Source organism: Geobacter sp. AOG2 (genome assembly GCF_019972295.1).
In the GTDB taxonomy this organism is placed as follows: domain Bacteria; phylum Desulfobacterota; class Desulfuromonadia; order Geobacterales; family Pseudopelobacteraceae; genus Oryzomonas.
Genome location: NZ_BLJA01000001.1, coordinates 498180 through 512164, shown reverse-complemented (window position 1 = coordinate 512164; position 13985 = coordinate 498180). Strand labels below are relative to the sequence as shown.

Here is a 13985-nt window from a genome sequence, read left to right as displayed (position 1 = left end):
AGTCAACAATTATTTTTACTTTCGTAACAATTTAATCCCCTGCCATGCCATCGTCCTCCGGCAGGTGCTGCGGCGGCGCATGTCCCTTTTTGTCGTACTTGTCAAGGTACATGCGCCTGTCGGCCAGCTTGAGGGCGGCATGGAGCCCGGACGCATCATATGCGGTCGCCACGCCCAATGACAGGCCGCGGGCGTAACCGTTCTTTTCCTTCTTTGGCCGGCAATCCCCCTGTATAATGCGCTGTACCGCCTCCTGAGCGGTTTCCTGGTCGGTGCGCGGCAACAATACGGCAAACTCGTCCCCGCCGATGCGTGAAACAACGTCGCCGGCCCGAAAGGCGGACAAGAGCAGCTCTGCGGCCATGCGAATCAGCCGGTCGCCTTCGTCGTGGCCGTAGTTGTCGTTGATCAACTTGAGACCATCGATATCGGCAATCACAATACTGACCGGAAAGTCCCGGCTGGCCGCCAGCCTGCTCATCTCAGCCTCGAAATACGCCCTGTTGTAAAGGTTCGTGAGCGAGTCGTGATTACTGAGATACCGGAGGTTTTCCTCATAGTGCTTGCGCTCGGTAATATCCTGGGATACCTTGAGATACTTGATTATGGCGCCAGCGGAGTTGCGCAGAGGGCAGAACTTTGCCAGCTCCCAATAGACCTGACCGTCCTTGCGGCGATTTGCCAGTTCACACTCCCACTCTTTCCCCTCCCTGATGCTGTTCCAGAGTTCCCGGTAAAGCTCGGGAGGGTTGAGATCCGATTTGAGGATACGCGGATTCTTGCCGATGATCTCCTGGGTACTGTAGCCGGTCACCTTGGTGAAGGTCGTATTGACATATTCGATGGCGCCCTGAAGGTCGGTAATGAGAACCGATGCCGGCGCCTGCTCCATGGCTTGGGACAACAGATTGAGGGTTTCATCCTGTTTGCGGAGGCGGCGTTTGAGATCGATATAGTCACAGCATTTATCTATGGCCTCTGCCAGCCTGGCAAAATCGATGGGTTTCCTGATGTAATGATTAATGCCGAGAGAGACACAATCCAGAAGATATTCTATATCGCTGAATGCCGTCAAAATCACAACCTGGCAATCCGGTCGGAGGCGGCGGATCTCGCGGACCATCTCGATGCCGTCCATGACCGGCATCCTGATATCGGTCACCACGACATCCGGGGTATGAACCTTGTATGTTTCGAGCCCCTCCCTGCCGTCGGCCGCGACATAAACGGTACCGACAACGCGCATGAGCAGTCGTGAAACCGTATCCCGGGCGGTTTCGTCGTCCTCGACGAACAGTAACGAGATGTCATTATGGAGATTCAATGGGGACATGGCATCGAACCATTTTCATATTTACCCGCCCATATGTATATGAGTGTATCGTATAATCGGTCCCCCGCAAGTGCACCGGCGGGCAACCCGGACAAAGGAAGATGAATGGAAGCGATAAGCATTGCACGTTGCAACGACTATGACTATTCCCGGGTGAGGGCGGCGCTGATCTCGCTTCTGGAACCGCTGGGCGGCATCGAGGCGTTCGTGCGGCCGGGCGACAGGGTCTTGCTCAAGCCGAACCTCCTGGCCGCCAAAGTGCCGGAAGCAGCCGTAACCACTCATCCTGCCGTCGTAAAGGCGGTTGCGGAGTTGCTCAGGGATGCAGGATGCCGGGTGATGATTGGAGACAGCCCCGGCATTGGCGGTTTCCGGAAGGTGGCCGACAAAAGCGGCATCGCCCAGGCGGCGCGGGAAAGCGGCGCCGAACTGGTTGAATTCGAAGAAACCGTCGAACTCAAAGGCGCGGGGACCTTCCGTCGTATCGCCATAGCGCGGGCTTACTGGGAGGCCGACAAGATCATCAACCTGCCCAAACTGAAGACCCACGAGATGATGACCATGACCTGCGCCGTAAAGAATCTGTTCGGTGCGGTCGTGGGTGCGGAAAAACCGGCGTGGCACCTCAAGGCCGGAACATCCCGGGAGCAGTTCGCCCGGTTGCTGCTGGAAATATACCTGCTGAAAAAGCCCATTCTGAATATTGTGGATGGTATCGTTGCCATGGAAGGGAACGGCCCCGGAAGCGGCGACCCGATCGGGCTGGGGGTATTGATCGCCGGCGTCAGCCCGGTGGCGGTGGATGTGGTGGCCGGTCGGCTGGCCGGGATACCCGCCGAGCTGTTGTATGTGGAACGGGAAGCTGCTCGCATGGGATTGGCGGGGACGGAGATGGAGGAGATAGAGATGAGCGGCGTTTCGCCCGACTGTTTCGGCGACAGGCGGTTCAGGCTCCCCACCGGCCTTGATGTCCAGTTCGGCTTGCCCGCCTTCATAAAAAAAGGTCTCAGGCGGCACCTGACCTCATTTCCCGTGGCCGATACCCGCCGCTGCCTCCTGTGCGGCATCTGCCGGGACGCCTGCCCGCCGCAGGCCATCACCATAGAAAACAGCTCCCTGGTGGTTAACCATGGGAGCTGCATTCGTTGCTGGTGCTGCCGCGAGCTATGCCCCCATGATGCCATGCACGTACGGCGGGGGGTGCTGCTGAGGATCGCGACCGCTTTAAGTCGTTCGCGGAGAAGGAGACGTTAGGCGTCCTCTTCCTCGCCGCCTATGGGAATCTCGCGGTAGGCGCGATCCTCCTCGAAGCGCTTGGTCTGGGCCTGGAGCTTTTCCAGATCGGATTTGCACTTGACGCAATGGCGCGTGAACGGCATGGCCTTGAGCCGCCCCAGGGGGATTTCCTCTTCACACTCTTCGCAAATGCCGTACTCCCCTTCATCTATTCTCAGGAGAGCCTCGTCGATACTGTGCAACTTCTCCCGCTCACGGTCCCCCAACAAAAGGCCCAGCTCACGATCCCGTTCGGATGAAGCCTGGTCATAGATGTCGCCGCTCGGCTCTCCGACCGCCGTGGTTTCGGCGCCGCTCTTCACGGTTTTGGATATTTCCCGCAGGGTATCCTCTTTCATTTGCTGAAGGATATCCTTGATTTCTTTCCATTTCTTTTTTGCCGGCTTAGTGGTCATGGTGCTCCTCACTCCCCTGGTCTGCTTTCATACCGCCCTGAAAAGGGGGCAAACTATTACAGAAAACAGATCATTTGTCAAGCCAAACAACCGGGAGCCGCCTCACGCTACGATCTCACCGATCAGATCGTAATCCGATGAGTCGGTGACCTTGAGAGAAACGATATCCCCCACCTCGGCGGTCCCGGCGGTGATATAGACCTGCCCGTCGATATCCGGAGCCTGGCGCGATGAGCGCCCCTTGAGGAGCAGGTCGGTTTCTTCACTGTACCCCTCCACGATGACCTGTTCCGTGGTGCCGATCAGGGCCCGGTTGCGACGGAACGAAAGCCGTGCCTGGGCGCGCATCAATTTGCGGTAGCGTTCACGCTTGACCCTCTCCGAGATCTGGTCCGGCAGGGAGGCTGCCGGCGTATTCTCTTCCCGCGAGTAGCAGAAGACCCCCAGGCGATCGAACTGGGTCTGTTCCACGAACCGCATCAGGTTGGTAAAATCGTCCACCGTTTCACCGGGAAAGCCGACGATCAGGGAGGTGCGCAACGCAATGCCGGGGATCTCGCGGCGCAGCGTGGCAATCAGCTCCCGGATCTGCGCCTCGCTGCTCCGGCGCTTCATGCGCTTGAGTACCGGGTCGGCGATGTGCTGGATCGGAATATCCAGATATTTGCAAATCTTCGGCTCGTCCCGTATCAGTGCGATCAGGCTGTCGGTGATCCCGTCGGGATACGCATACAGCAGGCGCACCCATTTGATGCCCTCGATGGCCGCCAACCGGCGCAGCAATGTTTCAAGCGTGGAGCCGTCGTCGAGATCGCTGCCGTAACGGGTGACATCCTGGGAGATGACGTTGATCTCCTTCACCCCGCGGGCCGCCAGCCGTTCCGCCTCGGCCACCAGCGCCTCCAGCGGACGGGACCGGTAAGCGCCCCGCAGTTGCGGGATAACACAGTACGAGCAGCAATTGGAACAGCCTTCGCCGATCTTGAGGTAGGAATACCATGCCGGCGATGAATTGAGGCGCGGCAATGATTCGTCATAGACGTAATCGGGATCGCCCACGTAGCGCAGTTGGCCCTCCGCGTCTTTTTTCTCGGCCAGGATCTCGGCAATGCGCGGGTAATCGCCGGTGCCGATGAAGATATCCACCTCGGGCAGATCGTTGGCCAACTCCTCCTGGTACCGCTGCGGCAGGCAGCCGGAAACGATCAGGGTATGGCAGCGCCCGTCGTGCTTGCGTTCCGCCAGATCCAGAATGGCGTCGATACTCTCCTGTTTGGCCTCTTTGATGAACGAGCAGGTATTGACGATGATCACGTCCGCGTCCTTCTCGTCGGTGGTGATCTCGTAGTCGTCCTTGGCAAGCACGCCGAGCATGACCTCGGCATCCACCAGGTTCTTGGGGCAGCCCAGGCTGACCATACTTACTTTTTGTTTAACCCTTTCGCTCACACACACCTCTTCATTTTTTCACTATCAGGCTGTTGAAAATCCCAGGTTGTTCAAAAACAGTCAGATCGTTGCACCCGCTAAAGGCCCTTGTGCGGCGTATAATTATGCGTGAGCATAATTATCGGTGACGGAGCGACAGCGTAGTCATCCCGCTTAGCGGGACGCCGATAGGCGCTAAGATGGCTGTTTTTCAACAACCTCCTACTCCCTGAAATTCACGAACTGCATCTCCACCCCCAAATCCTTCCCCTTGAGGAGTTGGATAGCCTCCTGCAAATCGTCGCGGTTCTTGCCGGTCACCCGCACCTGGTCATCCTGGATCTGGCCCTGGACCTTGATCTTGCTCTCCTTGATGGCGGCAATGATCTCCTTGCCCTTCTCCTTGGAGATTCCCTGCTGGACCGTTATGATCTGGCGTACCATGCCGCCCGAGGCCTGCTCGATCTTGCCGTACTGCAAGGCCTTGATGGAGATGTTGCGCTTGAGAAATTTGGACTGGAGCACATCTACCACCGCCTTGAGCTTGTAGTCGTCGTCGGCCAGGATCTTGACGGCGTCTTTTTCCTGGCTGATCTCGCTCTTGGACCCCTTGAAGTCGTAACGCTGGCCGATCTCCTTGATCGCCTGGTTGACGGCGTTATCCACTTCCTGCATGTCCACTTTTGAAACGATGTCGAATGACGGCATATCAGCATCCTCCGGATTGATATGTGATTGTAGTATATTCACCCTGAAGTCGTAAAGGGGATGAAATTTTGCAACGCGCCCGCTTGCCCGCGCCCCTCCGTGTACTTTGAGCGACTCTGCGGTGTTGCACAGAAAAGCGCCTTACGGCTTGACGACCTCGACCCCTGCGGGGACCTTGAAGTTGAATGTGCCGTTGTCGATGCCCTTGTTGACCCTGACGCGGCTGTAGTCGATGCGGGTCTGATTGCCGCCGGCATCATGCACCACCGAAGCCCGCACCGGAAACGTATCCTGCACGCTCCCCTGCCGCCGGAACCGCTCAACCGCTTCGGCCGAAACGGTCAACTGGAGCCGCACCAGAACGGGCGTCGGCTTTTTGGGGACCAGTTCGAGTTGGTAGTCGCCATTTTTATCGCGCTGTTCCTTGGCAAAGGAGACCGCGAAATCGCGCGTAACGTGCCCCAGGCCGGTCAGATAGGAGAGAGCGATGGAGTTGCCCCCCTTGAACATGTCCCCCACCGAGCTGACCATCACCTGCCGGTTTTCCGGCATGTAGTACCAGACCTGCTTGCCGTTGGAGACAATCTGCTGTTTGGGCTTGGCATAGTCGAAGCGGAACATGGCGGCACTCGAAGCCGGCCGTTTCAGGAACACCTCGCCGTCACCCTTCTGCTCGCGGCCGACCCCGCTGATAAGCGTGCGCTGTGAGAAATCGGCGCGTACGTCCCGCAAACCGGCATACCCCTTCTCCAGCGCCCCGATCACATCCTTGAGGCTCGCAGGTTTGTCGGCAGCCTGCAGAGGCGCCCAGGCCAGAACCAGCACAAGTAACAAACCAGGTCCGAACCAACGTATCATAGTGAAACCTCTCTTAAGAGGTTGTTGAAAAACAGCCATCTCGCCGCCGTCCTCGAAAGCCCTTTTGTGCGGCGTAGCGCTGCTACGCCTCCGCAGGGCTTCCTGCGGGTGCGACGATCTGACTATTTTTGAACAACCTGGGTTGTTCAACAGGCTGTTAAAACGGAAAATGGCGCAATCCGGCCGCTGATTCTGCCACAGGCCTGCAGCTATCGCAACCGCTTTTAAGGATCGGACGGTTCAGAGCAGAGCACTGGCATCCATGACGTACACGATCCGCCCGTCCCCCGTGATAGCCCCGCCGGTAACCCCTTTGATGCGGCAGAGCGGAATGCCTAGCGGTTTCACGAAGATCTCTCTCTGGCCGAGCAGGCGGTCGACGGTCAGCCCGGTCACGACACCGCCCGTATCGACGACGACCGTCGGGACCAACTCCCCCGGATCGGGTGCGGTGGTCGGTTGCCCGAGCAGGCGGTTGAGGCTCTTGAGGGGGACCTGCCTGTCGTCGAGAACGAAAACCGATTGGTCCCGCTCTCCGAATATCTCGCCATCCCCGAGCTCGACGGTGCGATCGACGACATTGACCGGAAACGCGAGCGTCAGCGGACCGCACTCCACGAGAAGGGCGTGGATGATCGAGACCGAGAGAGGGAGCCGCAGCAGGAAACGGCTTCCCCGGCCTGTCTCCGATTCTATGACGAGCCCTCCGCCCAAGGAGTGAATGGCGGTCCTCACGGCGTCCATGCCAACACCGCGGCCCGAGATGTCGCTGACGGTTTCTGCCGTGGAAAAACCGGGGGCGCAGATCAGCATGAGCGCCTCGTGCCGGGTCAGGACGCTGGCCTGTTCACGGCTGAGCACCCCCTTTTCCACCGCCTTGTCGGCGAGCCTCCCGGGGTCCATGCCCCGCCCGTCGTCGCTAACGACGATATTCACGCAATCCTTGTCGCGGGACACGGCAATGCGGATCGTACCGGGGCCGGGCTTTCCGGCGGCAATCCGCTCTCCGGGCATTTCCATGCCGTGATCGACGGCATTGCGCAGGATATGCACCAAAGGCTCGCTTACCTCCTCGAGAATCCCGCGGTCCAGTTCGATCTCCTTCCCCTCCACCTGAAACAGGATCTCCTTGCCCTGCTTGCGGGACAGGTCGCGCACCAGCCGGGGAAAGCGATCGGCAACGAACGAGAACGGGAGCATGCGGGCCTGGAACACCTCGTCGCGAAGCTCCCGCAGCAGCATGGAAAGCCGCTTGAGCGGCTCTTCGAGCTGCGCCCCCTCACCATGCTGCGCACGGTCCGCCAGGCGGTAACGGGTGGTAATCAGTTCGCCGGTGATGTTCACCAGGCGGTCGAGGGTTTCGGTCTTGACGCGAACACTTTTGAAGGAATCGGTGTGACGGAACTGATGCTCCGGGGCCGCACCTGCCGGGTCGCGGTCGCCGCCCACAGGTTCGGTATCGGCGCCAACGGGCGGTTGTGGCGGGGTGGGACCGGCGGCAGCGTCGAATGCGGCCAGCCGGTTGACCAGTTCAGCGGCATCCGGCAACCGGTCGTCGCCGGCTTCGATCGTCGAGACCATGGCGGCCAGGACGTCGCTCCCTTCCAGCAGGATATCGGCCAAGCCCGGCGTAAAGCCAAACTCCCCGCTGCGCACCCTGCTCAAAAGATCCTCCATGCGATGGGCGAGGTCGGCGACGGCCTGATACTGCATGGTAGCCGCCATTCCCTTGAGGGAATGGGCATGGCGGAACAACTCGTCGATAGCGGCCGTATCGGCGGCATTATCCTCCAGCCTGACGATCAGTTCGTTGAATACCTGAATGTGCCCCTTGGATTCTGAGACGAACAAATCCCGGTACTGGGACATATCCATGGCTTACTCCCCCAGACTTTCCAGAGCTTCCGCGATCTTTTCCGGGCTGAAGGGTTTCTGGACATAATACCTGGCACCCAGGTCCAGCCCCTTTTTGACGATCGCCTCCTGGCCGATGGCCGAGCAGAGGATCACCTTGGCCTGCGGTTTGATCTTGCGGATCGAGCCCAGCAGTTCGATCCCATTGGCATCGGGCAGAATGATATCCAGGAAAATGATGTCGGGATTGCAGTCGTGGAGTTTTCTCATGGTCTCTATGCCGCTGGCGGCCTCGGCGGCGACGGCATAGCCCTTGTCCCTCAGGATGGTGCCGAGAATATTACGCATGAACAGGGCATCATCCACGATCATTACCGTAGCGTTACTCATTGTCGCCTCCATTGCGCCCGTGGGTAGCGAACCAAATTCCTTATAGGACCTATAGGGCCTATAAGTCCCATAGGTCCCAGAGGATCCAAAAGCACTAAGGCCCCTTGAGCTTCGTCAACAGCAGTTCGTTCACCACTGCCGGGTTGGCCTTGCCCTTGCTGGCCTTCATGACCTGCCCCACGAAGAAACCGAACACCTTTTCCTTGCCGCCCCGGAACTCCTCCACCTGAGCGGCGTTGGCGGCAATGATCCCGTCGATGATGGCCTCGATCTCGCCGCTGTCGGAAACCTGGGCCAATCCCTGTTTTTCTACGATTGCCTGTGGTTCTCCGCCGTTTTTCCACATCTCCTCAAAGACCGTCTTGGCAATCTTGACGGAAATGGCGCCCGTGTCGATCAGCTTGAGCAGTTCGGCCAACTGGCGGGGGGTGACGGGGCACGCCTCGATGGCCGTCCCCGAATCGTTGAGCGACCGGGTAACCTCGCCCATAAGCCAGTTGGATACGGCCTTGGCGTTGTGGTGGAAGGCCACGCACTCCTCAAAGTAATCGGCCAGTTCGCGGCTGGCGGTGAGCACCTCGGCATCGTATTCCGGCAGTCCCAACTCGGTGATGAAGCGCTGCTGCCGGTGCTCGGGAAGTTCCGGCAACTCTTTCTGCGCATGTTGGACCCAATCGGCGCCGATCACCAGCGGCACCAGGTCGGGATCGGGGAAATAGCGATAGTCGTGGGCCTCCTCCTTGCTGCGCATGGAGCGGGTCGTCCCGCTGTTCGGGTCGAACAGGCGCGTTTCCTGGACCACGGTGCCGCCATCCTCGATCAGGTCGATCTGGCGTTGAATTTCGTACTCGATGGCCTGTTTGACGAACTTGAACGAATTGACGTTCTTGATCTCGGCCCGGGTACCGAGGGTATCGGAGCCGACCGGCATGACCGAGACGTTTGCATCGCAGCGGAAGCTCCCCTCCTCCATGTTGCCGTCGCAGATCCCCAGCCAGGTCACAATGCGGTGCAACTGTTTCAGATAGGCCACCGCCTCGTCCGACGAACGCAGGTCCGGCTCGGAAACTATCTCCAGAAGCGGCGTGCAGGACCGGTTCAGGTCAACCCCGGAACCGTCATCCAATCCGGGGACGTCGCCATGGACCAGCTTGCCTGCGTCTTCCTCCATGTGGATGCGGGTAATGCCGATGCGCTTGACCTCCTGCCCCTCCACCTGGATATCGAGCCACCCCTTCCGGCAGATCGGCTCCTCGAACTGGCTGATCTGATACCCCTTGGGGAGGTCGGGGTAAAAGTAATTCTTGCGGGCAAAGACGCTATGATGGGCAATGGTGCAATTGGTGGCCAGCCCGGCCCTGATGGCGAATTCGACCACCTTTTTGTTGAGCACCGGCAAGGCGCCCGGCATGCCCAGACAGACCGGGCAGGTCTGGGAGTTGGGTTCGGAACCGAAGGCAGTGGAACAGCCGCAGAAGATCTTTGACCCGGTCTTCAGTTGGGCATGGACCTCAAGGCCGATAACAGGTTGAAATTTCATAGGTAGATACTCCAAAAAATTAGCTGAAACCTGGAAAAGAATAAACCTGCCACAGAGACACAGAGACACAGAGGTTCGCAGAGATGTCATCGAGAAGAACAACGGTAACAATATTTCAAGGTTCCGAGTGTAACGACCTTGTTACGTGTTAAAGGTTTTCTCTGTGTCTCCGTGTCTCTGTGGCAGATTTTAAAACGGTTATATCTCTGCCTTTCTCGTATGCCATTCCGTGGCCTGCTCGAAGGCATGGCCCGCACGCAGAATGGTCTCCTCGCCAAAGGGTTTGCCGATCAGTTGCAGGCCGATGGGCAGGCCCGACGCGGAAAATCCGGCCGGTACGGACATGGCGCAGGTACCGGCCAGGTTGACCGGGATGGTGAAGATATCCGACAGATACATCTGCAACGGGTCATCGACCATCTCGCCGATCTTGAAGGCCGGCGTCGGCGCCACCGGGGTCAGGATCGCGTCCACCGCCTCGAAGGCGCGGGTGAAATCGCCCATGATCAGCGTGCGCACCTTCTGGGCCTTGACGTAATAGGCGTCGTAGTAACCGGACGAGAGGGCGTAGGTGCCCAGCATGATGCGGCGTTTGACCTCGGCCCCGAACCCCTCGCTGCGGCTTTTGGTCATCATGTCGATCAACCCTGCGGCCTGCGGGCTTCGATGTCCGAAGCGAACGCCGTCGTAACGGGCCAGGTTGGAGCTGGCCTCGGCGGTGGCGATCAGGTAATAGGTCGCCACGGCATAGTCGGTGTGGGGCAGTGAAATTTCCACAAATTCCGCCCCCAGCCGGCGATAGGTCTCGATGGCCCGGTCCATGGCCGCCTGGACGTCCCGGTCGAGGCCGTCGATATAATATTCCTTGGGCAGGCCTATCTTAAGGCCCTTGACGTCGCCGGTCAGTGCGGCCGTGTAATCGGGAACCGGCGTGTTGATGCTGGTGGAATCCTTGGGATCATGGCCGGCAATCGCCCCCAACATGATGGCGCAATCGGTCACGTCCCGCGTGATCGGGCCCACCTGGTCAAGGGAGGATGCGAACGCGATCACGCCGTAGCGCGAGACGCGGCCGTAGGTAGGCTTGAGACCCACGCAACCGCAATGGGAAGATGGTTGACGGATGGAGCCGCCGGTGTCGGTCCCCAGGGTCGCCGTGGCTTGACGGGCCGCGATGGCCGCCGCGGAACCGCCGGACGACCCGCCTGGGATGCGGGTGATATCCCAGGGGTTGCGGGTGACGCCAAAGGCGCTGGACTCGTTGGACGACCCCATGGCGAATTCATCCTGGTTGAGCTTGCCCAGCAAGACGGAACCGCAGCCGCGCAGCCGCTCCCAGGCCGTGGCGCTGTAGGGGGGGATAAAGTTGTGGAGTATGCGCGAACCGCAGGTGGTGCGAATACCCTCGGTCAGAAAGATGTCCTTGAGGGCCAGGGGAACCCCCGTGAGCATATGGGCATCCCCGGCAGCGATGCGCCGGTCGGCGGCCTCGGCTTCCGCCAGGGCAGACTCCGGGGTTACGGTGATGAACGAACCGACGCGGGGCTCGACCGCCTCGATACGTTCCAGCATGGCCTTGGTGGCCTCCACGGAGGACACCGTGCCGGCCTTCAGCTGATTAGCCAGTTGGCCGATGGTAAGTTCAAAGATATCCATTCAATCCTATCTCCACGTATATGGGGTGTTTCGCCAAAAATCCCGCATGTAACAGAAACGAAACATAACGGCAACCATATCTCAAACTTTGCGGCGTATAGTCCGCAACTTATGTTCTTTGGACTTTGCGGCGGGCGGACAAACGGGCGTCATTCGATGACCTTCGGCACGCGATAGAAACTTTCCACCCTGTCCGGGGCATTGGCAAGGGCGGCCCCAACACCGATGGACGGGCGAACCGCGTCCTCGCGGAAGGCATTCTCCACCGGAACGGCGTGGGAGGTGGGGCGGATATCGGCAGTGTCGAGCTCATTGAGCTTTTCCACATAGCCGAGGATCGCATCCATCTGGCCGGCAAAAAGATCCGTTTCGGCCTTGCTCAGTTCCAGGCGAGCCAGCCGGGCAACGTACTCGACGTCGGTAACCGTGATTTTCATGACATCTCTGCTCCGCAACATGAAAGTAATTCGTCCTTATGAGGACTGTTTTGTAGCATGAAACACCCCTCTTGACAACCACGTTCACGGCACCTCCCGAGGACGGCGGTGCCGTCTTAAAACGACTTTTTACTTGACTTTGGTTTTATTTATTATATATTTTACACAACTTTTTAGAACAGATACTGAAACAAACGATCCGACAAAACTGCTATCCCGTTGTTTTATAGACACTTTTCTTTTTTCGGAGTGGCTGCAACCAAGGAGGCGAGTGACACTGTGAAACGTTTCAGAGAATCATCGAAAAAAGCGGGAAGCGCCCTCTATTACCTTCAAGCAGTCTGCTGATGCAGCCCGGCTTGGGGGTATTCGTGTTTTTATTGTCGTGATTTTGATAACGGTAATCAAGTATTTGATACCGAATTTCGCATGAAAGGTGGTGGTCGCCGGAAAAGAAACCGGAATTCACAAGGTTTGCAGTCCGCAGCAGTACAAGCATTCAATAAAAATTGAAGGAGGCACACATGAGTTTCAAAAAGAGGATTTTGGCAGTTGCAGCAGCAGGCGTTTTGGGTGCCCTGACCGCTGTTCCGGCAATGGCACTCGAGAACGAGTTTCACGGATTTTACAAACTGAGATACTTCGTGTCGAACTATGAAGGCTATAACGGCGGCCCGATTCTCTACGGACCGACTCCCGGCAAACCCGTAACCTCGGACACGACCGAAAACCTTCAGACCCAAAATTATTTCGAGCAGCGGGCCCGCCTCTTCTACACCGCCAAGGCCAACGACGATCTGAAACTGGTGACCGGCTTCGAGATCGACTCCATGTGGGGCGACACTGCCCAGAGCGGCACGAACAGGAACACCGGCGGCGCCCTGGAATCCGATGCCGTCAACCTGGAGACCAAGTGGGTCTACCTGGATTTCAAGATCCCCTCGACCCCGACGAAAGTCACGGCCGGTATTCAACCCTTCAAGGACTCCCTCAAGGGCATCTTCTTCGACTTCGACGGCGCCGGCATCATGACCTCCACGAAGCTCAGCCCCTTGACCCTCAACCTCGGCTACATCCGCGGCTACGACGAATCCTACTTCAGCACCAGCCTGCCGAAAGGGCAGCAAAACCTGGACATCGGCGTTGTTGAAGCCAAAATGGCCATCACGAAAGATATGAATGTGGGCGCCGTCTACTACCTGTATGCTGATGGCCGCGGTTTGAACGGCCTGAGCAACGGCTCGGTAACGGGCGTTAACACTACCTCCATCATGCTGCACACCCTCGGCCTCACTGCCGATGCCAAGGTCGGCCCGGTTGCCTTGAGCGGCTTTGCCGCCTATCAGGGTGGTGTGTACCGGAATGTTACGGGACTGGGGCTCGTATCCGGCGCCAGCGCTTACTCCAACGCCCTGGCATACAACGTGGCCGCCAAGGCCGCGGTGGGCCCCGGCAGCCTGAAGACCGCCCTGCTCTTTACCTCCGGCCAGGGTGACGTAAAGAGCGGCCACCTCACCGGTTGGGTCGGCACCAGCCAGTCCAAGGACCGCACCTGGTCCTCCACTACCGGTACCAGCTCCTACAACGAGTCCGGCATGATGCTGCTCAACCGCAACGCCGCCGCACAGTGCGGAACGACGGACCGCTCCATCGCCTACAACACCGGCAACGGCACCAACCCGCTCGACATGCAGGGCCTCTACCTCTACACCCTGGGCTACGACGCCACCATCACTCCCAAGCTCTATGCCAATGCCAACCTGGGCTTTGCCTGGACCGCCAAGACCAACGGCCTGAAACCGACCGACAAGAGAACAGGCCTGCGCAATTCCAGCAACTACATGGGCTCCGAGATCAACCTCGAAACCGGCTACAAGATGTATGACAACCTGACCGCCTACGTGCAGGCCGCATACGTCGTGCTGGGCGGCTACTACAAAAACTCCCTTACCAAGGGCAACGGCTCCGCTACCGATCCGGAGAACCCCTACACCGCTCGCGTCGGCCTGACCTACGCATTCTAATTTGACGTTACACCCGATGTCCGGAAGGGCGGGAACCATCCCGCCCTTTTTTTTTGACATGTCCGG

The 13985-nt window shown here is 58.7% G+C and carries 12 protein-coding genes; 2 read left to right on the top strand and 10 right to left on the bottom strand.

The genetic code is table 11. From position 1 onward, the window contains the following. Positions 1-31: 31 nt before the first annotated feature. Entirely contained in the window at positions 32-1333 is a 1302-nt protein-coding gene (locus LDN12_RS02210; protein ID WP_223921061.1) for a diguanylate cyclase domain-containing protein, read from the bottom strand. Between the two features lie 105 nt (positions 1334-1438). Between LDN12_RS02210 and LDN12_RS02205 the strand changes: the two genes are divergently transcribed. Further along, on the top strand, positions 1439-2587 hold the full coding sequence (locus LDN12_RS02205; protein WP_223921060.1) for a DUF362 domain-containing protein: 1149 nt from the start codon (positions 1439-1441) through the stop codon (positions 2585-2587). Here the strand turns inward: LDN12_RS02205 and LDN12_RS02200 are convergent. The 9 genes from LDN12_RS02200 to gatC all read right to left on the bottom strand — a co-directional run bounded on the left by LDN12_RS02200 (position 2584) and on the right by gatC (position 11895). Beyond that, a complete protein-coding gene (locus LDN12_RS02200) occupies positions 2584-3024 on the bottom strand; it encodes a TraR/DksA family transcriptional regulator (protein WP_223921059.1) in 441 nt (146 codons plus the stop codon). The genes LDN12_RS02205 and LDN12_RS02200 overlap by 4 nt on opposite strands. Before the next feature lie 102 nt (positions 3025-3126). Continuing rightward, on the bottom strand, positions 3127-4443 hold the full coding sequence (gene rimO, locus LDN12_RS02195) for a 30S ribosomal protein S12 methylthiotransferase RimO (RefSeq protein ID WP_223924009.1): 1317 nt from the start codon (positions 4441-4443) through the stop codon (positions 3127-3129). Positions 4444-4674: 231 nt separating this feature from the next. Next, a complete protein-coding gene (locus LDN12_RS02190; RefSeq protein WP_223921058.1) occupies positions 4675-5160 on the bottom strand; it encodes a YajQ family cyclic di-GMP-binding protein in 486 nt (161 codons plus the stop codon). A 141-nt stretch (positions 5161-5301) separates the two neighbouring features. Continuing rightward, positions 5302-6018 carry an outer membrane lipoprotein carrier protein LolA gene (locus tag LDN12_RS02185; protein ID WP_223921057.1) on the bottom strand — a complete coding sequence of 239 codons (717 nt, stop codon included), beginning with the start codon at positions 6016-6018 and terminating at the stop codon, positions 5302-5304. 240 nt (positions 6019-6258) lie between these two features. Beyond that, the gene (locus LDN12_RS02180; RefSeq protein ID WP_223921056.1) at positions 6259-7893 is read right to left on the bottom strand and encodes a chemotaxis protein CheA; all 1635 of its coding nucleotides are present in this window, start codon (positions 7891-7893) and stop codon (positions 6259-6261) included. 3 nt (positions 7894-7896) lie between these two features. Then, positions 7897-8262, bottom strand: coding sequence for a response regulator (locus LDN12_RS02175; protein WP_223921055.1), 366 nt, complete (start codon positions 8260-8262; stop codon positions 7897-7899). 94 nt (positions 8263-8356) lie between these two features. Further along, the gene (gene gatB, locus LDN12_RS02170; protein WP_223921054.1) at positions 8357-9802 is read right to left on the bottom strand and encodes an Asp-tRNA(Asn)/Glu-tRNA(Gln) amidotransferase subunit GatB; all 1446 of its coding nucleotides are present in this window, start codon (positions 9800-9802) and stop codon (positions 8357-8359) included. 198 nt (positions 9803-10000) lie between these two features. Then, entirely contained in the window at positions 10001-11458 is a 1458-nt protein-coding gene (gene gatA, locus LDN12_RS02165) for an Asp-tRNA(Asn)/Glu-tRNA(Gln) amidotransferase subunit GatA (protein ID WP_223921053.1), read from the bottom strand. Between the two features lie 149 nt (positions 11459-11607). Then, on the bottom strand, positions 11608-11895 hold the full coding sequence (gatC, locus tag LDN12_RS02160) for an Asp-tRNA(Asn)/Glu-tRNA(Gln) amidotransferase subunit GatC (RefSeq protein WP_223921052.1): 288 nt from the start codon (positions 11893-11895) through the stop codon (positions 11608-11610). 524 nt (positions 11896-12419) lie between these two features. Between gatC and LDN12_RS02155 the strand changes: the two genes are divergently transcribed. Next, positions 12420-13919, top strand: a complete 1500-nt coding sequence (locus tag LDN12_RS02155; RefSeq protein ID WP_223921051.1) for a hypothetical protein — start codon at positions 12420-12422, stop codon at positions 13917-13919. Positions 13920-13985 lie beyond the last annotated feature (66 nt).

What these genes read in the sequence shown, in the direction of transcription:
- gatA (WP_223921053.1), bottom strand. Translation starts at nt 11,458, where the DNA reads ATGGATATCTTTGAACTTACCATCGGCCAACTGGCTAATCAGCTGAAG.
- LDN12_RS02185 (WP_223921057.1), bottom strand. Translation starts at nt 6,018, where the DNA reads ATGATACGTTGGTTCGGACCTGGTTTGTTACTTGTGCTGGTTCTGGCC.
- LDN12_RS02190 (WP_223921058.1), bottom strand. Translation starts at nt 5,160, where the DNA reads ATGCCGTCATTCGACATCGTTTCAAAAGTGGACATGCAGGAAGTGGAT.
- LDN12_RS02210 (WP_223921061.1), bottom strand. Translation starts at nt 1,333, where the DNA reads ATGTCCCCATTGAATCTCCATAATGACATCTCGTTACTGTTCGTCGAG.
- LDN12_RS02205 (WP_223921060.1), top strand. Translation starts at nt 1,439, where the DNA reads ATGGAAGCGATAAGCATTGCACGTTGCAACGACTATGACTATTCCCGG.
- gatB (WP_223921054.1), bottom strand. Translation starts at nt 9,802, where the DNA reads ATGAAATTTCAACCTGTTATCGGCCTTGAGGTCCATGCCCAACTGAAG.
- LDN12_RS02180 (WP_223921056.1), bottom strand. Translation starts at nt 7,893, where the DNA reads ATGGATATGTCCCAGTACCGGGATTTGTTCGTCTCAGAATCCAAGGGG.
- LDN12_RS02175 (WP_223921055.1), bottom strand. Translation starts at nt 8,262, where the DNA reads ATGAGTAACGCTACGGTAATGATCGTGGATGATGCCCTGTTCATGCGT.
- gatC (WP_223921052.1), bottom strand. Translation starts at nt 11,895, where the DNA reads ATGAAAATCACGGTTACCGACGTCGAGTACGTTGCCCGGCTGGCTCGC.
- LDN12_RS02155 (WP_223921051.1), top strand. Translation starts at nt 12,420, where the DNA reads ATGAGTTTCAAAAAGAGGATTTTGGCAGTTGCAGCAGCAGGCGTTTTG.
- rimO (WP_223924009.1), bottom strand. Translation starts at nt 4,443, where the DNA reads ATGGTCAGCCTGGGCTGCCCCAAGAACCTGGTGGATGCCGAGGTCATG.
- LDN12_RS02200 (WP_223921059.1), bottom strand. Translation starts at nt 3,024, where the DNA reads ATGACCACTAAGCCGGCAAAAAAGAAATGGAAAGAAATCAAGGATATC.